Here is a 22,863-nt window from a genome sequence, read left to right as displayed (position 1 = left end):
TATCGGGAGCGGGGCCGTGAGCGGCTGCGCCTGGCATGGCTTTGGCTCTGATCGATACGCCTGGCCGCTGCCGTATCCTCCGCCCGGGCGCTCCCGCGTCGTGGCGTCTGCACGAGGCACGACAACAACAAGAAGAAGGAAGCCCACATGAAAGCACCCCGTACAACCCGCGCACGCCGCGCCGGGTCGTCGCGTCTGCTGCTGGCCGTACCTGCCTTGCTGGCAGTGGCGATTGCCCAACCCACCTTCGCCGCCAGCTGCAGCGAAATGACCGGAACCCAGATTCCCGCCGCGGCGATCGCCCTGCCAACCTCTGGGGCCCGGGTGATGTCTGCCACTTCGGTGCCAGGCGGCGGTAGCGCACCGCAGACCTTCGGCCCGTATTGCGACCTGAACGTGGAAGTCGCGCCGGTCGACCCGAGCGCACCAACGATCAAGATGCGCATCGCGCTGCCTGAACAGTGGAACAGTAAAGCGATGATGTATGGCGGTGGCGGCTACAACGGCACCATTCCCAACGTCGCCGGCAATGTCCCGGCCGGACCTGCCAACCAACCGACGCCGCTGGGCCGTGGCTATGCCGTGTTCGGCAGCGACTCGGGCCATGTGGCCAACCCGATCAATCCCGGTGATTTCGCCTGGAATGAAGAAGCGCTGGCCAACTACGCCCATGACGCGCTGAAAAAAACCCGCGATACCGCGATCTACCTGATCGAGCGCCGCTACGGCCAGCAGCCGGTTCGCAGCTATTTTGCCGGAGGTTCCACCGGCGGCCGTGAGGCGCTCGCGGTGGTGCAGCAATGGCCTGAGGATTTCAATGGGGCCATCGTTCTCTACCCTGCCTACAATGCGGCGGCGCTGGACCTGCAGTTCGGCCGCATCACCCGTGCGCTGGCCGCTCCCGGCGCCTATCCCAGCCTGGAGAAGCGCTCTGCATTGCTGGAAGCCGCGATGCAGGCATGCGACGGGTTGGATGGCGCCATGGACCGTGTGATCAGCAACCAGGCGGCATGCAACGCCCGGTTCGATCCGGCCAAAGCCAAACTGAACGGCCGTCCATTGCGCTGCCCTGCCGGCGTCGATACCGGCGACAGCTGCCTGTCCGATGCGCAGATCAACGCCTTGAAAATCTTCGATACGCCGATCCGTTTCAACCAACCGCTGGCCAGCGGCGAGCTCGGCTACCCCGGCTTCAACACCTGGGGAACGGATCTGGGCCGGCCCGGCGAAGGCCTGCAGGCGATCGTCAACCGGCTCGGCCTCAACACGCTGCAACCCGATTACCCGATGCCGGTGCACGGGACGGGCTTCGCCGAGGGCGCGCCCTACCACTCCGGATTCTGGGATGAGTGGGTGCGCTACTTCGTGACCCGCAATCCGGCGTTCAACTCGCTGACGCTGGATCCAGCCAACCTCGGTCCATGGCAGACGCGAGTCGACGCCCTGTCGCTACGCCAGGATGTCAACCAGACGGACCTGTCGGCCTTCGTCGCCAATGGCGGCAAGATTCTCATGGCCCATGGCACCTCGGATCAGCTTGTCAGCACCCGCGCCACGGCCGAGTACTACCAGCGCGTGCAACGGGACATGGGTGTCGGCCAGACCCGCAGGTTCATGCGTTATTACGAGATCCCCGGCTACGCCCATGCCGCCAGCACGGTATTCAACGCCGCCTGGGATTCGTTGACGGCGCTGGAAAACTGGGTCGAACAGGGCATCGCGCCAAAGCGGCAGGTCGTCACCGACACCGTCGCGGTGCCCGGCCGTACCCGGCCACTTTGCGAGTACCCCGCCTGGCCGAAATACAAGGGCCGCGGCGATGTGAACGACGCCTCGAGCTTCGTCTGCGTGAAAAGCCAGAAAGGCCGGCACTGAGCTGAGCCGTCGGGCGGACCTAAACCATCAGCTGCGAGCCTGATAGCTCGCCGCTGATGGATGCCTGTCCCGAACCCTATGCCGTGATCGTGCCATGGGCGATACGAGCGCGGCAGCACCGATCCGACGCGGGCTGCAGGCAGATCGCCGTGCCGTCCGTGATATTGGACAGCAATGAATCCGCCGTTCTGAGCATGCCCAATTCGTCGGACAACTTCAGCTGCCCAGAAGCCATGAAGCTGCTGTCCAGATTGACGGGGCACACCTCTCTGGCTCGCTCCTTTCAGGCACTACCTGATGCTTTTTTTTCTTGAGCCGTCAGTGCTGGCACGGCATTCGCTCTAACCCAATCCATCGAAACCAAGCGATCACTCTGCTGGCATAGAGGCCCTTCACGCGCGGCTGGCTATAGAACAAGAACAGAAAGGATCGCCCACCGCTTGCGATCCGCCCCACCCGCCTGCGCGCTCACGGTTGCCAGCACATCGGCACGGCGTCAGCGCCGTGGAAGAACTCCGTCGTTGATTCACCCGCAACGCTGCACCCATAACAACAAGAGGAAACACCATGCATCATGACCGCAAGACCATCTGCCAACTGCTGTGCGCAGGCGCCGCTCTGAGCATCGCCGGGCCAGCCAGCGCGGCCTTCATCGACGACAGCAAGGCGAGCGTCGAGCTGCGCAATTTCTACATGAACCGTGATTTCCGCCAAAGTGGCGCGTCCCAGTCCAAGGCCGACGAGTGGGCTCAGGGCTTCATCATGAAGATCGAGTCGGGCTACACCGATGGGCCGGTCGGCTTCGGCATCGATGCTCTCGGCCTGCTCGGCGTCAAGCTCGATTCAAGCCCGGATCGCTCCGGTACCGGCATCCTGCAGCGCGACCGGGAGACCAACCGCGCCCAGGACGACTACGGCTCGGCCGGTCTGACGGCCAAGGCCCGGATCTCCAACAGCACCTTGCACGTCGGCACGCTGCAACCGGTCGTCCCGGTATTGATGCGCAACGACAGCCGCCTGCTGCCCAATACCTATCGAGGAGCCTGGTTGCAGAGCAAGGAAGTCGACGGACTCACGCTCGATCTCGGCAAGCTCGACCGGATCAACTACCGTGACTCGTCCGATAATGAAGAAATGACCGTTTTCAACGGCGGCCGACGCAACATTACCTTTGGCAACAAGACCACCAGTGACGAGTTCCTGTTCGCCGGAGGCAGGTATCAGTTCAGCCCGGAACTGACCGGTAGTTATTACTACGGCGGGCTGGACGGCATCTACGATCAGCACAACTTCAATCTGGTGCATGTGCTACCGATCGGCGACAAGCAGAGCTTCAAGACCGACCTGCGCTACGTGCGCTCCACCGATGATGGCGGCAGCAATGTCGACAACAATGCCTTCGGCGCCCTCTTCACTTACCGGATCGGCGGACACGGCTTTACCGGTGGCTACCAGAAAATGAGCGGCGACACCGGTTTCGCCTACGTCAGCGGCGGCGACAACGCGCTGATAAACCTCCTACAGATCAATGACTTCGGCAACCAAGATGAGAAGTCATGGCAAGTTCGTTATGACTACGACTTCGCCGTACTGGGCGTTCCCGGCCTGAGCCTGATGACCCGCTACGTCACGGGCGACAACGTTGATCGCGGAGCTGGCCTGAGCGAAGGCAAAGAATGGGAGCGCGACACCGACATCGCCTATGTGGTCCAGAACGGTCCGCTGAAGAACTTCGGCATGAAGGTGCGCAACGCCACTGTGCGCAGCAACTTCGGCGCCGATCTGAACGAAACTCGCCTGATTCTCAGCTATACCCTGGCGCTCTGGTAGTCGAAGGGCGCACACCGCCCCCTCCCCGTTGACCTTTACCGGGCCGCCATGGCCCGGTTTTTCATTTGGATCAACTGCGGAGAAAGGCCAGTACACGCTGGGTGAAGTCGTCACCCGCCTCGACGCAGGACAAGTGCGCCGCCTCCAGTTCCACCAACTCGGCACCAGCGATACGGTCCTGCATGAAGTGTCCATGTTCGGGTGTGGTCACCGGATCCTGGTGGCCGCAGACGATCAGCGTGGGAATCTTGATCGCGCCAAGCTGCTCCCGATAATCGGCGTCGCGCACCGCCGCGCAGTTGGCCGCGTAGCCGGCCGGTGAGGTGTTGGCGATCATCTGGGTGAGACGATGGGTCTGAACCGGCTCGCGTCCGGCGAAGGTCGGCGTGAACCAGCGGGCGATCGAGGCATCACGCATGTCGCGCATAGCCTGTTCGCCGCCTTTCAGTACGGTGTCGATGCGCTCGTTCCACACCTCGTCGGTACCGATCTTCGCGCCGGTGTTGCAGATCACCAGCCGCGTCAGCCGCTCGCCCGCGTTGATCCCAAGCCACTGGCCGATCAGCCCCCCCATGGACAGGCCGCAGAAGGCGAAACGGTCGATCCCCAGGGCATCTACCAACCCCAGCACGTCACGGCCAAGCTGCTCGATGCTGTATGGCCCCGGCGTAGCGGCTGAACCGCCGTGCCCGCGGGTGTCATAGCGCAATACGCGAAAGTGCTCGCTGAAGGCCGGCACCTGCGCGTCCCACATTTCGAGCGTGGTCCCAAGCGAATTGGACAGTACCAGGACCGGCGCGTCGACCGGGCCATCGAGACGGTAATTCAGTTCGCCATCGGCGAGTTTTACGCTGGGCATCTGAAAGCCCTCCTCGAGTTGAGATGTAACGATAGCCGCGGAGCGAGACAGGCGCAGTGCCTGCAATCGAAGCGTAGTCATGGCGCGGCAAAAGCCCATCGATGCGGCGCAAGCCATGCTGGGCTAACGCCCACCCTAGGGAATTGGCGTTGCAGCCGTTGTAGGGTGGGCCGGACGGCGCTCCGCTTCAGCCCACCATAGGACCGTAGGATGGGTGCAACCCATCAACCTGATTCGTGCAGTGATCAAGCACAGGCCGGGCACATAGTCGTCCGCCAATCCAGGCACGCCTGATGAGTTCCCTGGGGGGTCGTCAGACCCTTTCCAGTGCCAGCGCTAGACCCTGTCCCACGCCGACACACATGGTCGCCAGGCCGAGCTTGCCATCGGTCTTCTCCAGCGCGTGCACCGTGGTCAGCACCAGCCGCGCACCGCTCATGCCCAGTGGGTGGCCGAGGGCGATGGCGCCGCCCTGCGGGTTTACCTTGGGGCTATCATCTTCCAGTCCCAAATCGCGGGTGACCGCCAACGCCTGTGCGGCGAAGGCTTCGTTGAGTTCGATCACGTCGAAATCGCTCACGGCTAGATTCAGCCGCTCGCACAGTTTGCGTACCGCCGGTACCGGCCCGTAGCCCATGACCCGCGGCGCCACGCCGGCACTGGCCATGCCGAGTACCTTGGCGCGCGGGGTGAGGCCGTACTTCTGCACCGCCTCGGCGCTGGCGAGAATCAGTGCTGCCGCCCCGTCGTTAACGCCTGAGGCATTGCCCGCCGTGACCGTCTTGTCCGGGCCGTTGACCGGCTTGAGTTTGGCCAGTGCCTCGGCTGTGGTATCCGGGCGGGGGTGCTCGTCGGTATCCACGACGGTGTCACCCTTGCGCCCCTGAATGACAACAGGAACGATCTCTTCAGCGAAAAACCCCGCAGCCTGCGCCCTGCCAGCGCGCTGTTGGCTGCGCAGGGCGAAGGCGTCCTGATCCTCACGGCTGATCTGGTGTTCTTCGGCGACGTTATCAGCGGTCTGCGGCATGGCATCGACGCCGTACATCTCTTTCATCTTCGGGTTGATGAAGCGCCATCCGATGGTGGTGTCCTCGATCTTCTGCGTGCGGCCGAACGCCGTATCAGCCTTGCCCATCACGTAGGGCGCGCGGGTCATGGATTCGACGCCACCGGCAATCGCCAGCTCCATTTCGCCGCAGGCGATGGCACGGAAAGCGCTGCCCACGGCATCCATGCCCGATGCACAGAGGCGGTTCAAGGTCACGCCCGGCACGGTTTCCGGCAACCCGGCCAGCAGCGCGGCCATGCGCGCCACATTGCGGTTATCTTCGCCGGCCTGGTTGGCACTGCCCATGAAGACCTCGTCGACCGCGGCCGGATCGAGCCCGGGATTGCGTTCGAGCAGCGCCTTGATCGGGGTTGCCGCCAAGTCGTCTGCACGTACCGCAGCCAGGGCGCCACCAAAGCGGCCGATGGGTGTACGTACCGCATCGCAGATAAAGACGTCGCGTGTCACTCGTCACCTCCAGATTGTCCGTGGGCGGCGGCGGTGCGGGCTTCCAGGGCGCGCAGAGCCTCCAGTTCAGTCTTGGTGGGCGGTGCTGTTTCGCTCAGGGTGTCAGCGAAACGGATGGCCCAGCCGGTGTTCTCGATCACCTGCTCGCGGGTCACGCCCGGGTGCAGCGAGGTCACCACGAATTCGTTGGACCCGGCTTCCGGCTCCATGATGCATAGGTCGGTGATGATGCCCACCGGCCCATCGCCTGGCAGGCCGAGCTGCTTGCGGTGGTCGCCGCCCTCGCCAAAACCGACCGAGGTAATAAACGCCAGCTTGTCGACGAAGGTGCGGTGCGACTGCTTGAGAATGATTAGCACCTGCTTGGCCGACCCCGCAATTTCCGGCGCTCCGCCCGCCCCTGGCAAGCGAACTTTCGGTTGGTGATAGTCACCGATCACCGTGGTGTTGATGTTGCCGTACTTGTCCACCTGCGCAGCACCGAGAAAACCGACATCGATACGCCCGCCCTGCAGCCAGTAGCGGAAGATTTCGGCGGTGGGCACCACGGTGTCGGCGGTCTCGGCCAGTTCGCCGTCGCCGATGGACAACGGCAGCACAGAGGGCTTGGCACCGATAGGGCCCGATTCGTAGATCAGCACGACGTCCGGTGCATGGGTCAGGCGCGCCAGATTGGCAGCCTTCGACGGCAGGCCGATACCGACGAAGCAGACGCTTCCATCGCCCAGGCGGCGGGAGGCGGCCACGGTCATCATTTCGTTGGTCGAATAGTCCATCACTTGGCCTCCTGCTGCGCGGCCAGCTTGGCCTGGAATGCTTCAAAGTTCTCGGTGCCGTGAATGAATTCGTCGACCCAGGCGGTGAAGGTCTCGCGGTGGCGAGCGATCGGATCCCACTGCTGATAGAAGCGGTTGTCGCGCTCGTAATAGCCATGCGCGTAGGACGGATGCGCTCCGCCCGGTACCTGGCAAACGGCGCTCAGCGCCCAGGTCGGCAGTACGCATGCGTTCATCGGCGCCTGCAAATCGTCGACGACTTCTTCGACAGTGACGATGCAGCGCTTGGCAGCCAGTGCTGCCTCCTTCTGCACACCGAGAATCCCGGCAATCAGCACGTTACCCTTGCGGTCGGCCTTCTGTGCGTGGATCACCGTGACATCCGGGCGCACGCTAGGCACGGCCGCGAGCTTTTCCCCGGTGAACGGACATTCGATGGACTTGATCATCGGGTTCACGTTTGGCAGGTCGGAACCCAGGTAGGCACGCAGCACGGCAAACGGCAAGCCGGACGCTCCGGCCACATAGGCGTTGGCCAGGTCGGCGTGGCTGTGTTCTTCGATTTCCAGCGGCTGCGGCCAGCCTTTTTCCACCGCGTCACGCAGGCGATGCAATGAGCCGACGCCAGGATTGCCGCCCCAGGAAAACACCAGCTTCTTCGCGCAACCCGCACCTATCAGCAAGTCATAGACCAGATCGGGCGTCATTCGGACCAGGGTCAGGTCCTTCTTGTTCTGACGGATGATCTCGTGCGCGGCAGCGGTGGGAATCAGATGGGTGAAACCTTCAAGGGCAACGGTGTCGCCGTTGCTGACGAAGCGATCGATTGCTTCGTTTAGGGATAGGAGTTCGGCCATGGTCATGTCTCGTATTGATGTCCTAATCACGAACGAATCCGTGTCTGAGGCAAACACTAAACATCGAGCCGGCACAGAACAATCCGATAATCGATTCACCGTTCGATTATCGAACAGAACATCTGATTACCCGAGCACGTTATTCCCCATTGAATTGTCGGCACGGGCTCGATCAATGGAACAGTCGGGTGCTCAGTTCCTTGCTCGCCTCCAGTAAGACCGGCAGGAAGCGCGTTTCCAGTTCCTGCTTGGTCACCCGGCTGGCATGAGTACCGACATTCAGCGCAGCCAGCACCTGACCGGCGGAATCCTTCAGCGGCACGGCCAGCGAACGCAGGCCGACTTCCAGTTCCTGGTCGATGATCACCCAACCCTGCTGGCGGATTTCCTCGATGGACGCTCGGATGGCCTCCGGCGTGTGTAGCGTGCGGCTGGTCTTGATCTGCAGATTGGCATGTTCCAGATAGTCTTCCAGCGCCGCGTCATCCAGCGCAGCCAGCAGAATCCGTCCCATGGAGGTGCAATAGGCCGGCAGTCGGCTGCCCACGCTGAGATCGACCGAAATCAAGCGTTGCGGCGTGGCCGAGCGTGCTACGTAGAGCACCTCGTCGCCCTCCAGGGTCGCCATGGAACAAGCCTCATGGAGCTGATCGCTGAGGCGGTCGAGGATCGGCTGTGCGGTGACCGCGAGAGGCGTTGAAGACAGATAGGCGTGGCCCAGCGTCAGCACCTTGGGCAGCAGCGAGTAGGTACGTCCATCAGTGGTGGCGTAGCCGAGCTTGATTAGCGTGTGCAGGCAACGCCGTACCGCCGCGCGGGGGATCTCGGTGCGATGGCTGATCTGGGCAATGGTCAGATGGCGCTTGCGCTCCTGAAACGCGTGAATCACCGCCAGTCCGCGTGCCAATGAGGTCATGAAGTTCGGGTCGCCGGTCAGCGCTTCGATTCGCTTGGCCGGCGACGCAATGATGGCCGGTGCCATCGGAACACTACGAGGACAGGATTCGTCGTTCATGGGCGGACAGCCTTGTCGGAATGCGGTGTTCGATTATCGTCCAGCTGATCGATAATCGCAAAATCAGCTCTAGATCAGCGCTCCGCCATAGCGGGCCGGGTTACGGCAGCTGCCAGCTGAAGTTGAAATTGAAGTTGAAGATCAGAGTGCCTTGACGCGCCGCAGAACGAGCCCCGATAGGTCTGGTTCGATGGGATGGCGTCAGATCTGGCTCATCGCCGAAGCGATGCTTTGCGCCAGCATGTCCTGGTTGAATGGTTTGTCGAGTCGGGGAAGACTACCGGCCAGGCCGCTCAGGTTGTCGGCGTAACCGGTGGCGAGAATTATCGGCAGCGCCGGATACCGCTGCCTGATGACTTCGGCCAATTGTGATCCGGTCATCTGAGGCATGGTCTGGTCGGTCAGCACCAGATCGACGACGTGCTGCGCCAGTACTTCCAGAGCAAACTCCGCTGAACTCGCCTCGTATACATTGCATTCGAGCTCTTCGAGCATCGCGGCGGTCGTCATCAGCACCAGTGGATCGTCATCTACCACCAGAACATTGAGCGCCACAGGCCGCCGTGGCTCAGACACGTCAAGTACGGCTCCTTCAAGCGGCATACCGGCGCTTGCCGCAAGCGGCAGCCACAACTCAGCAGTGGTGCCACGGCCCTTCTTGCTCTCGAGCACCAGCCGGCCACCCGATTGCGCGGCAAGACCGTGGACAATCGAGAGACCCAGCCCCGTACCCTTGCCGACATCCTTGGTGGTGAAGAAAGGCTCCATCGCCTGCGCCAGTGTCGCCTCGTCCATGCCTTCGCCCTCGTCCGTCACAGCCAGGCATAGATAGTTTCCCGACGCTAACGGCCCGTCAGTCGAATCGAGCCTGTGCTCCCGCGCGGAAATCGTAACGGTACCGCCTTCCGGCATCGCGTCCCGGGCGTTGACCGCCAGATTGAGCAGCGCCATTTCTAACTGATTGACATCCGCCAACACCGGTTTGAGCGAGAGAGGGAAACGGGTTTCGATTTGAATTCGCGGACCGAGCGATTGCCGAAGCAGGTCAGCCATACCCTGCACCAAAGCCGGCACCTCAACGGCTTCAAGGTGCAGTTCCTGGCGCCGCGCGAATGCCAACATACGCTGGGACAAGGCGATGCCGCGCTGAGCGCCATGAATGGTGTTATCGAGCAACGGGACGATCGTAGGGTCATCCGCAACCCGTCGACGCACGATTTCCAGCCCGCCCAGAACGGCCATAAGCAGGTTGTTGAAATCGTGGGCGATGCCGCCGGTAAGCCGGCCGAGCGACTCCATCTTCTGTGATTGAAACAGCGCCTCGCGCGCCTTCTCCAGTTCGCGCTGTGCCTCGACGCTTTCGGTGATATCGCGGGTAACCTTGGCGAAGCCAATCAGGGTACCGGTATCGCTGCGGATCGGGTCCACCGCCACGTTGGCCAAAAAGCGCGAGCCGTCCTTGCGCACACGCCAGCCCTGGCTCTCGAACCGCCCCTCCTGCAGCGCGGTTGCAAGGCCGCGCTGGGGGGCGCCGTTTTGTCGGTCCTCCTCAGTGAAGAACACCGAATAGTGCCGACCGATAATCTCCTCGGGCAGGTAGCCCTTGATACGTTGAGCCCCCTGATTCCAGTTGGTCACCACCCCTTCCGGGTCAAGCATGTAGATGGCGTAATCAGTGACGCTCTGAACCAGCAAGCGGAACTGCTGTTCGCTCTGTTTCAGCGACTCCTCAGCCAGCTTGCGCTCGGTCAGGTCCCGGGTGATCTTGGCAAAACCGAGCAAAGTACCGGTAGACGACCAGATCGGATCGACCACCACATGACACCAGAAGCGCGTACCGTCCTTGCGCACGCGCCAGCCTTCCCCTTCAAAGCGCCCTTCGGCCGTAGCGGTATCCAGCGTGCGCTGCGGCATTCCAGCAGCACGATCGTCGTCGGTGTAGAAGCGGGAGAAGTGTTGGCCGAGGATTTCAGCCTCTTCGTACCCCTTGAAGCGCTTCGCACCCGCGTTCCAACTGGCGACTCTGCCATCGGGGTCGAGCATGTAAATGGCGTAATCGGTCACTGCGTCGATCAGCAGACGGTATCGATCCTGCACGTCTATCGGCGCATTCGAAGATCCAACCTTATGCATGAAAAATATCCACAGCCGACTAATTCAGTCGGGATTATGACCAGCCCCATGGAGAAAAGAAAATTACAGGAGGTTCTCTAGGCCACAGGCTGGGTATCGAGAGGATCGTTTGTGCCCTTTCGCTGACGAATCATCCGCCACGCCACTAAACCCGCTCGAAGCCAGGCAGAAGCGGTACGCGCTGCTCAAGAAACTCCAGCAACAGACGCGCCCGCAAGGGCTGATAGCGTCGCTGGGGATAGATCAGAAATGCCTCATGGATTTGCCCTCGCCACTGGGGAAGCATCCGTACCAGCGCGCCCGACTCGATCAGATCACCCACCAGCCAGGCCGGCGCGAAGCCGACCCCGGCACCGAGCAACAGGCTTTCACGAATCGCCAATGAGCTATTCGCCGTATAGCGGCTCTGCGGGGTGATGCGAGCCGTCGCTCCATTTTCGTGCGTCAGCTCCAGCGTTTCGCCCGCCGCCAGCCAGGCGAACCGGAGATAGGGTAGCGCGAGAATATCCTCGGGCCGCTGTATGTCGGCGGCCGTTTCGAGAAGCTCCGGCGCGACCACCAGATACCTCGGTGACGTTGCCACCCGGCGCGCCACTGCATCGAGCGGAAGGTCGCCGCCCAGGCGCAACGCAACATCGATGGATTCCTCGGTTAGATCGACGAAACGGTCATTGAAGCTCAACTCGACATCGATTGCCGGATAGCGCCGCATGAACTCCACCATCAGCGCATTCAGACGGAGCACACCCAGACTGACGGGCACATTGACGCGCAGATGACCTTCCGGCCGCTCAGTCTGCCCCCTTACCTCCGCCACTGCCTCGTTGTATTCGTCGAGCACGCGTCTGGCTCGTTCGTAGAAGCGCTTACCCGCCTCAGTGGGCACAAGGTGGGTGGTAGTGCGATTCAGCAGGCGTGTACCTAGATGCCTTTCAAGCGACGCCACCGTCTTGCTGACGGTCGGCTGGGTCGTCCCGAGCTCACGCGCCGCCGCTGAAAGACTGCCCAGCTCCACGGCCCGAACGAACTGATGCATTGCGCCTAGTGTGTTCATGGCATTCCATTTTCGAATGATCGGCATGCCATTCTGCGCTCTACCGTAGCCAATCGGAATAACCCAACCTGACCGGACTTACCCCTGTCTCGGAGTCACCCGGTGAAGACACAGACGCTTCTTTCATCCGCTGTGATGTCGCTCGGCCTGCTTTGCATCACCGCGGCAGACGCCAACGCAACCTGGTACAGCACCTGGACCGCCGCGCCGCAGCCGATATGGCGCTCCAGTATTCCTCTGCCGACTGGATTGCCGGCCACACTCGAAAAACAGACCATTCGCCAGATCGTTCGTGTCAGTACGGGCGGCAATCGGGTCCGGGTCGTGCTTTCGAACCGGTACGGCACGGTACCGCTGACCATCGGCGCGGCATCCGTGGCGCTGACAGTAGAGGGTGCCCGCGTAAGTCCCGATTCTGCGCGGGCGCTGACCTTCGCCGGCCACAGCGCAGTGACGCTGCCGCCTGGCGCAAGCTGGACCAGTGACCCTGTCGAGCTTGCCGTACCGGCGTTAACCCGACTCTCGATCAGCTTGTACCTGCCGGAACCAACGCCCCCAGCCACAATGCACTGGGATGCCAGACAGACCGCCTACCTCGCTCCGGGCGATCGCGTCCAGGCAACGGATCTGCCATACGACTCGACATTTACGTCTGGGCTGCTGGTCACGGATGTGTTGCTCGAAACCCCGTCCCCAGTTCGTACGATTGCGGTGTTGGGCGACTCCATCACCGATGGCAACGGGGCCAGTCCGGATGCATTCAAGCGGTGGCCGGACTTTTTCGCGGAGCGTGTGGCCAACGACGGCATCGCCGTGCTGAACGCCGGTATCTCCGGGGCACGTCTGCTCGAAGATGGGATGGGTGACAACGCGCTGGCGCGCTTCGAACGCGACGTCCTGAGTAAGCCGCATATCGAAACGGCCGTGGTGTTGCTGGGAATAAACGATATCGCCTGGCCTGGCAGCACCTTCGCGCCGAATGCGCCCGCGCCCAGCTTCGAAGCGTTGATAGCCGGTTATCGGCAGTTGATCACGCAAGCGCATCTTCGCAACGTTCGCATCGTCGCGGGGACGCTGCTGCCATTCGAAGGTGCGCTACCGGACTCCCCCATCCACCACTATTACTCACCGGAGAAAGAGCGTCTGCGTCAGCAGGTCAATGAGTGGATTCGCACCAGTGGCAGTTTCGATGCGGTGCTGGACTTCGATGCCTGGCTACGTGACCCCACTCACCCGACACGGCTTCTCGCGCGGTACGACTCGGGCGACAGGCTTCATCCCGGCGATATCGGCAATCAGGCGATGGCCGAACGAATCGATTTGCAACTGCTGCTCGGCAAATCGCCACGCGACGCTCGATAGCGTGGCCATTGGCGGCCCCGCCTCAGCGTGCTTGCGCAGGCGCCGCAAACCGCGATTTCCGCAGCTTTGATCTCTTCAGCGCAAAAGACCTGGATACCCCTGTTCAGCGCGCAAGGTATCGGCAATGGCCTGGGCCGCCACCGACAGTTCGTGGCCGGGCTTGGTCAGAATACCGACCGGCTTTTCGATCACCGGATCACGTAGCGCCACGCAGCGCGCACCGAGTTCCAGCATTTGCGCACGGCACAGCGCCGGTACGGCACTGACTCCCAGACCGCTGGCGACCATGCGGCCGACCGTGGCCAACTGATGACTCTCGAACTGCACCGGCAGCTGGCGTCCGCGCTGGCGCAGGTGGTCTTCGAGCATGAAGCGCACGGTGGAAGGCCGCTGCAAGGTGATGAAGGGATATCCGAGCAAGGCGTCCCAGGCGATCTCGGGCTGAGACGCGAGCGACGATTCCGCCGGCACGACGGCAACGAATCGATCGGTGTATAGCGACGTGAAGGTCAAAGGTGCGCTCGGCTCAGGCTCGAACGCGATGCCCAGCTCCACCTGACGATCGCGGACCATTTCCATTACCTGTTCGTTGATCACGTCATGCACCGTAACGCTGATCGAGGGGTATTGATCGCTAAAGGTTCGTAGCACCGCTGGCAGCAGGTTACCGGCAAACGAAGGCATCGAGGCCAGCGCCACCCTGCCCTGTTTCAAGGTGAAGCGCTGGCGCAACTCATCCTCGGCGTTGTCCCAGTCGGCCAGTAGCCGTCGCGCTAGAGGCAACAATGCTTCGCCCTCCGGCGTGAGGCTGACGGCCCGCGTGGTTCGGCTGAACAAGCGGCCACCGAGCCCATCCTCCAACGCCTTGATGGTCAGGCTCAGAGCCGATTGCGAGAGATGCAGGCGCTCGCAAGCCTGGGCGAAGCTAAGCGTGTGAGCCACCGATAGAAAGGCGCGTAATTGTTTGACGGTCATGGAAGTGTCCGAGCGAATAGACGTACCAACGCCGTAGATTATTCTGTTTTTCCAATTAATAACGCTTAAAAATCAACTTAACAAATCATATCTCTGCAGGAACACTCGACGGCAACGACTCTCACGTCCTCCAACAACAAGAAGGAATGGTTTATGGCTGGTTTCGACAAGCGCGTGAATTCCTACGCCGAAGCCCTCGACGGTCTACAGGACGGCATGACCGTACTGGCCGGCGGTTTCGGCCTGTGCGGTATTCCAGAAAACCTGATCGCCGAGATCAAGCGCAAAGGCACTCGCGACCTGACAGTAGTCTCCAATAATTGCGGTGTCGATGGTTTCGGCCTCGGCGTGCTGCTGGAAGACCGGCAGATCCGCAAGATGATCGCCTCTTATGTCGGCGAGAACGCCTTGTTCGAAAAGCAGCTGCTCAATGGTGAGCTGGAAGTCGAGCTGACGCCTCAGGGCACGCTCGCCGAGAAGATGCGCGCTGGCGGTGCTGGCATTCCGGCCTTCTATACTGCGACCGGTTATGGCACCCCCATCGCCGAAGGCAAGGATGTACGCGAGTTCAATGGTCGCCCGCACATCCTCGAACACGCCATCACCGGCGACTTCGCCATCGTCAAAGGCTGGAAGGCCGACCGCTACGGCAACGTCATCTACCGCCACACAGCGCAAAACTTCAATCCGCTGGCCGCCGCCGCCGCGAAGATCACCGTGGTCGAGGTCGAGGAGATCGTCGAGCCCGGCGAGATCGACCCCACCCAGATCCACACGCCTGGCATCTACGTCGATCGCATCATCTGCGGCACCTTCGAAAAGCGCATCGAGAAGCGCACCGTCCGCGCCTGATCAAAAGAATAAGAGGAACAGACCATGGCACTTTCCCGCGAACAAATGGCCCAGCGCGTCGCCCGCGAACTGCAGGACGGCTACTACGTGAACCTCGGCATCGGTATCCCGACCCTGGTCGCCAACTACGTGCCCGAGGGCATGGAAGTAATGCTGCAGTCGGAAAACGGCCTGCTCGGCATGGGCCCCTTCCCCACCGAAGAAGAGCTCGACGCCGACATGATCAATGCCGGCAAGCAGACCGTCACCGCGCGCATCGGCGCCTCTATCTTCAACTCAGCGGAATCCTTCGCGATGATCCGCGGCGGGCATATCGATCTCACCGTGCTCGGTGCGTTCGAGGTCGACGTACAAGGCAACATCGCCTCCTGGATGATCCCTGGCAAACTGGTCAAAGGTATGGGCGGCGCGATGGATCTGGTCGCCGGTGCCGAGAACATCATCGTGCTGATGACGCACGCCTCCAAGGACGGCGAGTCCAAGCTGCTGCCCAAGTGCACCCTGCCGCTGACCGGGGCGGGCTGCATCAAGCGCGTACTGACCGATCTGGCCTATCTTGAGATCGAGAACGGTGCCTTCGTCCTCAAGGAACGCGCACCGGGCGTGAGCGTCGAGGAAATCATCGCAAAGACCGTCGGCGAATTGGTGGTACCGGACCATGTGCCGGAAATGACCTTCGGCTGATCCAGTGCCGATAAAGGCCTCGCGATGAGAAATCATGCGAGGCTTTTCCCGTTTATAAGATGAGAGGAAAAACGCCATGCAAGACGTCGTTATCGTTGCCGCCACCCGTACCGCCATCGGCTCGTTCCAGGGCGCATTGGCCAACATCGCCGCGCCGGATCTGGGCGCGGCCGTGATCAAGCGTCTGCTCGAACAGACCGGACTGAATCCCGCCGACGTCGATGAAGTCATCCTTGGCCAGGTATTGACGGCTGGTTCCGGTCAGAACCCCGCTCGTCAGGCTTCGATCAAAGCCGGCCTGCCTCACGCCGTGCCGTCCTTCACGCTGAACAAGGTTTGCGGTTCCGGCCTCAAGGCGCTGCATCTGGCCACCCAGGCCATCCGTTGCGGCGACGCCGAGGTGATCATCGCTGGCGGCCAGGAGAACATGAGCCTGGCGCCCTACGTCCTGCCGAAAGCCCGCACCGGCTTGCGCATGGGCCATGCTGAGTTGGTCGACTCGATGATCAGCGACGGCCTCTGGGATGCCTTCAACGACTTCCACATGGGCATCACCGCCGAGAACTTGGTCGACAAGTACCAGATCAGCCGCGAAGCCCAGGATGCCTTTGCCGCATCCTCGCAGCAAAAGGCCGTGGCCGCCATCGAGGCCGGGCGTTTCAAGGACGAAATCACGCCTATCGAGATTCCGCAGCGCAAAGGCGAGCCCCTGCGCTTCGACACCGACGAGCAGCCACGTGCCGGGACCACCACCGACGCCCTGGCGAAACTCAAACCGGCATTCAAGAAGGATGGCTCGGTCACCGCCGGCAATGCCTCCAGCCTTAACGATGGCGCCGCCGCGGTGCTGCTGATGAGTGCCGACAAAGCCAAGGCGCTCGGCCTGCCAGTGCTGGCGCGAATCAAGGCCTACGCCAACGCTGGCGTCGACCCGGCCATCATGGGCATCGCGCCGGTATCGGCGACCCGTCGCTGCCTGGACAAGGCCGGCTGGTCGTTGGACGAACTGGACCTGATCGAAGCCAACGAAGCCTTCGCCGCCCAGGCGCTGTCGGTGGGCCAGGAGCTGGGCTGGGATGCGAGCAAGGTCAACGTCAATGGCGGCGCGATCGCTCTGGGGCACCCCATCGGTGCATCGGGCTGCCGCGTGTTGGTCACCTTGCTGCACGAGATGATGCGCCGCGACGCAAAGAAGGGCCTCGCCACGCTGTGCATCGGCGGTGGCCAGGGCGTTGCGTTGGCGCTGGAACGGAGCTGAAGCGGCGCGGTTCAGATTCAAGCAGGCCTTCATCCCCGCTGTTCGGTCGCGTAGACGTCCGGGCAGCGGTAGTTACAGCAACGCGCTTCAGTAAGCGCCGCCAGGCTGCCGCGTTACTCCTGCGGCCGGCGATATCCAAAAGAAAAACAAACAGGATCCAACGATGCTCCACACCATCACAGCAATGAGCGTGAAACTGGTTCAGCGCTATCTTCCCTCACCGTTCGTATTCGCCATTCTGCTCAGCCTCATCGTGCTTGCCGCCAGCATGCTGGTCACCGGTCAGGGTTTGCCTGCCATGGCTAAGCACTGGGGTACGGGCTTCTGGAACCTGCTGACCTTCGCCATGCAAATGGCCCTGATCCTGGTCACAGGTCATGCCTTGGCCAGCGCGCCCTTGATTCATCGTCTTCTCGCCGGTTTGGCGCGAACCGCCAAGACACCTGGCCGCGCCGTGGTATTGGTCACCCTGATTGCACTGGCCGGCTCCTGGATCAACTGGGGCTTTGGCCTGGTCATCGGTGCCGTGTTCGCACGCGCACTGGCGCGGGAGGTCAAGGGTGTGGATTACCCGCTGCTGGTCGCGGCGGCCTACTCCGGCTTCCTGATCTGGCATGGTGGGTTGTCCGGCTCCATTCCACTGTCCCTCGCCACCGGTGGCGCGGACCTGGAGCGCATGAGTGGCGGCGTCGTGACCGCTGCAATAGGCGTTGGCGATACCCTGTTCACCCCCATGAACCTGACCATCATTGCCCTGCTCGTCATCGGCCTACCCATCCTCAACTGGGCCATGCATCCGAAGCAGCCGAAGGTCGCCGACCCCGCTATGCTGCTCGATCCCGCACACGAGCCATTGCCTCGCAGCACCCTGGCGCAGCGCCTGGACGACAGCCGTATCCTCAACCTGATCATCGTCGCGCTGGGTGTCGTCTACTTCGGTTACTACTTCGCCGAGAACGGCTTCGCGCTGACCCTGAACATCGTCATCGGTCTGTTCCTGTTCATCGGACTGGCATTGCATGGCTCGCCAGAGCGCTACATGCGCGCGGTGCAGGACGGCATCGGCGGGATCAGCGGTATCGTCATCCAGTTCCCCTTCTATGCGGGGATCATGGGCATGATGGTCGGCGCCAACGCTGACGGCCTGTCGCTGGGCAAGCAGATCACCGATACCTTCGTCGCCTGGTCCTCGGCCGACACCTTCCCAGTGCTGGCCTTCCTCAGCGCCGGCCTGGTCAACGTCTTCGTGCCATCCGGCGGTGGCCAGTGGGCCGTGCAGGGTCCGATCATGCTACCAGCGGGCCAGGCACTCGGTGTGGCACCCGCCGTCACAGCCATGGCAATCGCCTGGGGCGACGCCTGGACCAACATGATTCAGCCGTTCTGGGCGCTGCCGATCCTCGGCATCGTTGGCCTGGGTGCGCGCGACATCATGGGCTACTGCCTCCTGATGCTGGTCTACTCGGGACTGGTGATTGCTGGCTGTCTGTATTTCTTCGGCTGACACATACGAGCCAATCTTCAGCCTCACGTAGGGTGGATCTCGCTAAACCGATCCACCGATCCACCGATCCACCGAACGGCGCCACGGTGGATGTAAAAAGCGACATCCACCCTACCGGGCATAGGGCGGATCACGCTCCACCGATCCACCGAACGGCGCCACGGTGGATGTAAAGAGCGAAATCCACCCTACCGGGCGTAGGGTGGATCACGCTTCACCGATCCACCGAGCGGCGCCACGGTGGATGTAAAAGCGACATCCACCCTACGGAGCTGAACCTCTTCGGCTGCTAGTGACCGGCACTTTGAGAACGGACGGCCTTCATGAAAAACCCCGCAAAAGCGGGGTTTTCTTTGAGGCCGAGCTGATCTGGCGAAGCAGCGCGTCAGATCAGGCTACGATCAGATACGGAACTGCCGGACCAACCCACCCAGACGTTCGCCAACATCGGCCAGATTGCGCGCGGTGCGTGCGCCCTGCTGGGTTTCCTCGGCGACATTTTCCACCGCCGTAGCGATCTGGTGCACGCTGCGGTTGATCTCTTCAGCGACCGCGGTCTGCTCCTCGGCGGCGCTGGCGATCTGCGCGTTCATACCGTTGATGGTGGCGATCAGGTGCGCAATGGCATCCAGCGATGCACCAGCCTGGTTGGCCTGCGCGCTGCTGGCGTCACCCGCCTCACTGGAACGGCTCATGGCGGCCACGGCCTGCTTGGTCCCGGTCTGCAGGCGATCGATCATGCCCTGAATTTCTTGGGTGCTCTGCTGGGTCCGGCTGGCCAGCGCGCGAACTTCATCGGCGACCACGGCAAAGCCGCGGCCCGCTTCACCAGCCCGCGCAGCCTCGATGGCGGCGTTCAGCGCCAACAGATTGGTCTGTTCGGCGATCGAGCGGATCACGTCGAGCACGCCGACGATGGCATGCACGTCCTGTTGCAGCGCGTCCAGCGACGTACCGCTGGTGCGGATTTCTTCTACCAGCGAGTGAATCTGACGAATGCTGGAGTCCACCACGGACTTGGCCTGTTGGCCTTCCTGGTCGGTCTGCTGTGCGGCTTCGGCAGCCCCCTGAGCGCTGTGTGCGACTTCCTGGGCGGCGGCGGACATTTCGTTGATCGCCGTGGCGACCTGATCGGTTTCCTGCCGCTGGGTTTCCATCGCGGTTTCGGAACGCTGCGCCTGTGCCGCTACTTCGGCGACCATGCCCGTCAGTTGCCCGGTCATCTCCGCGACCTGGCTGACCATGGTGTGGATCTTGCCCACGAAGCGGTTGAAAGAACTGGCCAGCTGGCCCAGCTCGTCGTTACGGTCTTCCGGCAGGCGGTGCGTCAGGTCGCCTTCACCGGCAGCGATGTCGTCCAGTTGCGCACGAATCACCTGGATCGGCTTGACGATGGAGTTGCTGATGACCACGCCAGCGATGCCCAGCGCCACCAGCATCACGCCGGCGATCCCGAGGATGCTGGTCAGGATCGAATTGACCCGGCTATCGATTTCCTTGCGGACCTCGTCCAGCGCCAGTTCGATACCGTCCAGATTGACTGCCGTGCCCAACGCCATGTCCCACTTGGGCAGGTAGTAGCTATACGCGAGCTTGGGTACCGATACTTTTTCGTTGCCGGGGAGCGGCGAAGAATAGTTCACGAAATAGGTGTTGTTCTTGGCTACCGCCACCAGCTCACGGTTGATGTAAACACCGTTCGAGTCGCGGCGATCGTTCAGATTGGCACCGACATCCACCGGGCTGTCGCCACGGAACAGGCGGACCACGTTGGAGTCGTGACCGAAGAAGTAACCGTCCTTACCGAACTTGATCTTCGACAGAATGGCGATGGCCTGAGCACGGCTGGCCATATCACCCTGCGCCGCAGGCTCGTAGAGGTGAGCGACACTGCTCACACCGATGCGTATGTAATCCTCGAGCCGGGCACGGCTCTCGTCGATCATCCGCTCGCGAGTGCTTTCCAGCTCCTCGTCGGCAAGCGAGTGAAGGATTTTCGCCACCGCGCCACTGAGTACCAGCGCAAACAAGGCAACGGGTATCAGTGCGAGCAACAGCACCTTCAGTTTCAGGGTCATGCGCATAAGAAGCTCTCGATGAATGATCGGTACTCATTCATCGGCTGAGCAGTTAAATACTTCAGCACCCGCATGCAGAAAACCCCCGATCACCCCGGCTTCTGTGATCAAGGTCAACTTGTCGATCAGTATCAGCGTTTGGAGCAGGCGTTCCGACTATGCGTCCGCTGCGGAAGGTATTCGGATGACACGGCCTGAATCGACATTTCCTACATCGCCACGGGAAGGAACGCGACGGCGTGGCCGTGGCAATTTCCGGCCGTTGTCGAGCCATGCGCTAGCTGCGAGTTCACTGCGCTCAAGCGCTTCTTTTTTTCTGTATGTGACGACACGTCACGGCGACACCATCCGTCTTCGCTCGCAGAGGCTTTGGAAGCCCCGTTTCGCTTGATATCAGGGGGATATCCACTCGTCCGGGTAGAGTCCCAGCCAGATGAGCGGCGCAACTTTTTCTTACAACTCCGTGTCATTGTTAACAGACAGAGCCGAGCATTCCGTGCAGTGAAAAGGACTGGGTCTGCCGCAGCGCCGCCCTAAACGGCCTGCAACCGGGAGAGTTTCAGCGGGCGCACCGTTAGATTGCGATTTATCGGGCTTCGCGATTCATCCGTACAAAACACCGCTCTATTCCGAAGGGCGGTCGTGGATGTTCAGGGATAAGGAAATGGACGATGCTCTTCAACTCCATGGTATTCATCGCCGGGTTTCTTCCGGTGGTTCTTCTGGGTTTCATTGTTCTAGCAGGTTCCGGTAGGCAGCGTTACGCAGCCATCTGGCTGACGTTGGCGTCGCTTGTTTTCTACGGCTGGTGGAATCCCGCTTACGTGCCGCTGTTGGTGGGCAGCATGGTGGCGAACTACTTCATCGGCGGCTACCTGATGCGCCGGCCCTCGCGGACGGGTTTGATTCTTGGCGTCGCCGCCAACGTGGCACTGCTCGGCTACTACAAATACACCGGATTTCTGTTCGGCACGCTCGATGCCACCTTTGGCCTGGGCTGGTCGGTAGGCGACATCATTCTGCCGCTGGCAATTTCCTTCTTTACCTTCCAGCAGATCGCCTACCTGGTAGATGCCCATGACGGTGAGGTGACCGAGCACGACTTCGTCAACTATTGCTTGTTCATCAGCTTTTTTCCGCAGCTGATCGCGGGTCCCATTACCCATCACGGTGAGATGCTCAAGCAGTTCAACGACGGCAGCACCTTCCGCCCGCGACTCGACAACATCTCGCTGGGGCTCACCATATTCCTGCTTGGCCTGTTCAAGAAGGTGATCATCGCCGATCCGTTGGGGGCGAAGACCTCCCCGATCTTCACCGTAGCCAGCGACGGTATCGTGCCGGCCTTCTACGATGCCTGGTTCGGCGCCCTCACCTATACCTTGCAGATCTATTTCGATTTTTCCGGCTACAGCGACATGGCCATCGGCCTGGGACTGTTGTTCGGTCTGCGACTGCCAGTCAATTTCAACAGCCCGTTCAAAGCGCACAACGTCATCGATTACTGGTCGCGCTGGCACATGACCCTCACGCGCTTCCTGACCGCCTATATCTACAACCCCATCGTCATGCGGATCACACGCTCGCGCATGGCCGCCGGCAAACCACTGCCGCGCCGCGGCAAGATGAGCCTGAGCACCTTCGTCGTGCTGGTCGCCTACCCCACCGTGCTGACCATGTTCATCTCGGGCGTCTGGCATGGCGCGGGCTGGCAATTCGTCGTATTCGGCCTGCTGCACGGCTTCTATCTGGTGGTTGCCCACGGCTTCAGGGCGCTCAAGGCGCGCAAAGGCCTGCCAATGGACAGCGAGAACGTCCTCTATCACGCCGCGGCCGTGCTGCTGACGTTTCTCTGCGTCGTGGTCGCCATGGTGTTCTTCCGCGCCGACAGCGTTGCGACTGCGATGACGATGCTGTCCGGCATGGCCGGACTGAGCGAGCAGAGTGTCAAGTTCGACAAGTCTGACTACTTCCCCGTGGTGATTCTGCTCGCGTTCGTCTGGCTGATGCCCAACGTGCAGCAGTGGATGTCGCGCTTTCGCGCCGCGCTGGATGCGCAGCCTCGCGAGCACTGGCTGTTGCGCTGGTTTCCGATTGCTTTGTGGAGCCCGACGCCGGTGATTGGCTTAGCCGTTGGCGTGCTGGGATTCTTTGCGCTGGCCGTGGCGTTCTCTGTGGCTCCAACCGAGTTTCTCTACTTCCAGTTCTGATATTCAAAGGAGTGAATGGCTA

General features: G+C 61.7%; 17 protein-coding genes. 8 read left to right on the top strand and 9 right to left on the bottom strand.

What is annotated here, in order from left to right:
• Positions 1-147 precede the first annotated feature (147 nt).
• Together MCB86_RS01345 and MCB86_RS01340 are read left to right on the top strand one after the other, a co-directional pair.
• Positions 148-1,875 carry a tannase/feruloyl esterase family alpha/beta hydrolase gene (locus MCB86_RS01345; RefSeq protein WP_239609253.1) on the top strand — a complete coding sequence of 576 codons (1,728 nt, stop codon included), beginning with the start codon at positions 148-150 and terminating at the stop codon, positions 1,873-1,875.
• A gap of 567 nt (positions 1,876-2,442) precedes the next feature.
• A complete protein-coding gene (locus MCB86_RS01340) occupies positions 2,443-3,705 on the top strand; it encodes an OprD family porin (protein ID WP_239609251.1) in 1,263 nt (420 codons plus the stop codon).
• 70 nt (positions 3,706-3,775) lie between these two features.
• On the opposite strand, the gene pcaD is transcribed toward MCB86_RS01340, so the two are convergent.
• The 7 genes from pcaD to MCB86_RS01305 all read right to left on the bottom strand — a co-directional run bounded on the left by pcaD (position 3,776) and on the right by MCB86_RS01305 (position 11,918).
• Positions 3,776-4,564: a 3-oxoadipate enol-lactonase gene (pcaD, locus tag MCB86_RS01335; protein ID WP_239609249.1), complete on the bottom strand. Its 789-nt coding sequence runs from the start codon at positions 4,562-4,564 to the stop codon at positions 3,776-3,778.
• Positions 4,565-4,877: 313 nt separating this feature from the next.
• The gene (gene pcaF / locus MCB86_RS01330; RefSeq protein WP_239609247.1) at positions 4,878-6,083 is read right to left on the bottom strand and encodes a 3-oxoadipyl-CoA thiolase; all 1,206 of its coding nucleotides are present in this window, start codon (positions 6,081-6,083) and stop codon (positions 4,878-4,880) included.
• Positions 6,080-6,862, bottom strand: a complete 783-nt coding sequence (locus tag MCB86_RS01325) for a CoA-transferase subunit beta (protein ID WP_239609245.1) — start codon at positions 6,860-6,862, stop codon at positions 6,080-6,082. Before MCB86_RS01325 ends, pcaF begins: the two co-directional genes overlap by 4 nt.
• A complete protein-coding gene (locus tag MCB86_RS01320; RefSeq protein WP_239609243.1) occupies positions 6,859-7,716 on the bottom strand; it encodes a CoA transferase subunit A in 858 nt (285 codons plus the stop codon). The genes MCB86_RS01325 and MCB86_RS01320 overlap by 4 nt, the downstream gene beginning before the upstream one ends.
• A 172-nt stretch (positions 7,717-7,888) precedes the next feature.
• The gene (locus MCB86_RS01315) at positions 7,889-8,698 is read right to left on the bottom strand and encodes an IclR family transcriptional regulator C-terminal domain-containing protein (protein ID WP_196298654.1); all 810 of its coding nucleotides are present in this window, start codon (positions 8,696-8,698) and stop codon (positions 7,889-7,891) included.
• 234 nt (positions 8,699-8,932) lie between these two features.
• A complete protein-coding gene (locus tag MCB86_RS01310) occupies positions 8,933-10,864 on the bottom strand; it encodes a PAS domain-containing sensor histidine kinase (protein WP_045161874.1) in 1,932 nt (643 codons plus the stop codon).
• 145 nt (positions 10,865-11,009) lie between these two features.
• Entirely contained in the window at positions 11,010-11,918 is a 909-nt protein-coding gene (locus tag MCB86_RS01305; protein ID WP_239609241.1) for a LysR family transcriptional regulator, read from the bottom strand.
• 102 nt (positions 11,919-12,020) lie between these two features.
• On the opposite strand from MCB86_RS01305, the gene MCB86_RS01300 reads away from it, so the two are divergent.
• Positions 12,021-13,280, top strand: a complete 1,260-nt coding sequence (locus tag MCB86_RS01300; protein WP_239609238.1) for an SGNH/GDSL hydrolase family protein — start codon at positions 12,021-12,023, stop codon at positions 13,278-13,280.
• Positions 13,281-13,355: 75 nt separating this feature from the next.
• On the opposite strand, the gene MCB86_RS01295 is transcribed toward MCB86_RS01300, so the two are convergent.
• Positions 13,356-14,255, bottom strand: a complete 900-nt coding sequence (locus tag MCB86_RS01295; RefSeq protein WP_045161871.1) for a LysR family transcriptional regulator — start codon at positions 14,253-14,255, stop codon at positions 13,356-13,358.
• Between the two features lie 153 nt (positions 14,256-14,408).
• Between MCB86_RS01295 and MCB86_RS01290 the strand changes: the two genes are divergently transcribed.
• The 4 genes from MCB86_RS01290 (at position 14,409) to MCB86_RS01275 (ending at position 18,553) form a co-directional block, all read left to right on the top strand.
• Positions 14,409-15,107 (top strand): CoA transferase subunit A, encoded by a 699-nt coding sequence (locus MCB86_RS01290; RefSeq protein WP_239609236.1) that lies wholly within the window; start codon positions 14,409-14,411, stop codon positions 15,105-15,107.
• Between the two features lie 24 nt (positions 15,108-15,131).
• Positions 15,132-15,791, top strand: a complete 660-nt coding sequence (locus MCB86_RS01285) for a CoA transferase subunit B (protein ID WP_045161869.1) — start codon at positions 15,132-15,134, stop codon at positions 15,789-15,791.
• A gap of 76 nt (positions 15,792-15,867) precedes the next feature.
• Complete coding sequence (locus MCB86_RS01280) at positions 15,868-17,049, top strand: acetyl-CoA C-acetyltransferase (RefSeq protein WP_239609234.1); 1,182 nt, start codon at positions 15,868-15,870, stop codon at positions 17,047-17,049.
• 163 nt (positions 17,050-17,212) lie between these two features.
• Positions 17,213-18,553, top strand: a complete 1,341-nt coding sequence (locus MCB86_RS01275) for a short-chain fatty acid transporter (protein ID WP_239609232.1) — start codon at positions 17,213-17,215, stop codon at positions 18,551-18,553.
• 401 nt (positions 18,554-18,954) lie between these two features.
• Here MCB86_RS01275 and MCB86_RS01270 read toward each other — a convergent pair whose 3' ends face one another.
• On the bottom strand, positions 18,955-20,637 hold the full coding sequence (locus MCB86_RS01270; protein WP_239609229.1) for a methyl-accepting chemotaxis protein: 1,683 nt from the start codon (positions 20,635-20,637) through the stop codon (positions 18,955-18,957).
• A gap of 665 nt (positions 20,638-21,302) precedes the next feature.
• Between MCB86_RS01270 and MCB86_RS01265 the strand changes: the two genes are divergently transcribed.
• On the top strand, positions 21,303-22,841 hold the full coding sequence (locus tag MCB86_RS01265) for an MBOAT family O-acyltransferase (protein ID WP_239609227.1): 1,539 nt from the start codon (positions 21,303-21,305) through the stop codon (positions 22,839-22,841).
• The last annotated feature ends 22 nt before the right edge of the window (positions 22,842-22,863 follow it).

The sequence above is a fragment of the Pseudomonas sp. KSR10 genome, from assembly GCF_022355455.1.
Classification (GTDB): domain Bacteria; phylum Pseudomonadota; class Gammaproteobacteria; order Pseudomonadales; family Pseudomonadaceae; genus Stutzerimonas; species Stutzerimonas stutzeri_E.
The sequence above is the reverse complement of the archived record's forward strand: the minus strand, read 5'-3'. Positions and strand labels throughout refer to the sequence as shown.

Bases quoted from the DNA above. Each gene is read 5' to 3' on its own strand.
- MCB86_RS01345 (WP_239609253.1), top strand. From the start codon at position 148: ATGAAAGCACCCCGTACAACCCGCGCACGCCGCGCCGGGTCGTCGCGT.
- MCB86_RS01340 (WP_239609251.1), top strand. From the start codon at position 2,443: ATGCATCATGACCGCAAGACCATCTGCCAACTGCTGTGCGCAGGCGCC.
- pcaD (WP_239609249.1), bottom strand. From the start codon at position 4,564: ATGCCCAGCGTAAAACTCGCCGATGGCGAACTGAATTACCGTCTCGAT.
- MCB86_RS01320 (WP_239609243.1), bottom strand. From the start codon at position 7,716: ATGGCCGAACTCCTATCCCTAAACGAAGCAATCGATCGCTTCGTCAGC.
- MCB86_RS01315 (WP_196298654.1), bottom strand. From the start codon at position 8,698: ATGGCACCGGCCATCATTGCGTCGCCGGCCAAGCGAATCGAAGCGCTG.
- MCB86_RS01310 (WP_045161874.1), bottom strand. From the start codon at position 10,864: ATGCATAAGGTTGGATCTTCGAATGCGCCGATAGACGTGCAGGATCGA.
- MCB86_RS01305 (WP_239609241.1), bottom strand. From the start codon at position 11,918: ATGAACACACTAGGCGCAATGCATCAGTTCGTTCGGGCCGTGGAGCTG.
- MCB86_RS01295 (WP_045161871.1), bottom strand. From the start codon at position 14,255: ATGACCGTCAAACAATTACGCGCCTTTCTATCGGTGGCTCACACGCTT.
- MCB86_RS01290 (WP_239609236.1), top strand. From the start codon at position 14,409: ATGGCTGGTTTCGACAAGCGCGTGAATTCCTACGCCGAAGCCCTCGAC.
- MCB86_RS01285 (WP_045161869.1), top strand. From the start codon at position 15,132: ATGGCACTTTCCCGCGAACAAATGGCCCAGCGCGTCGCCCGCGAACTG.
- MCB86_RS01280 (WP_239609234.1), top strand. From the start codon at position 15,868: ATGCAAGACGTCGTTATCGTTGCCGCCACCCGTACCGCCATCGGCTCG.
- MCB86_RS01275 (WP_239609232.1), top strand. From the start codon at position 17,213: ATGCTCCACACCATCACAGCAATGAGCGTGAAACTGGTTCAGCGCTAT.
- MCB86_RS01270 (WP_239609229.1), bottom strand. From the start codon at position 20,637: ATGCGCATGACCCTGAAACTGAAGGTGCTGTTGCTCGCACTGATACCC.
- MCB86_RS01265 (WP_239609227.1), top strand. From the start codon at position 21,303: ATGCTCTTCAACTCCATGGTATTCATCGCCGGGTTTCTTCCGGTGGTT.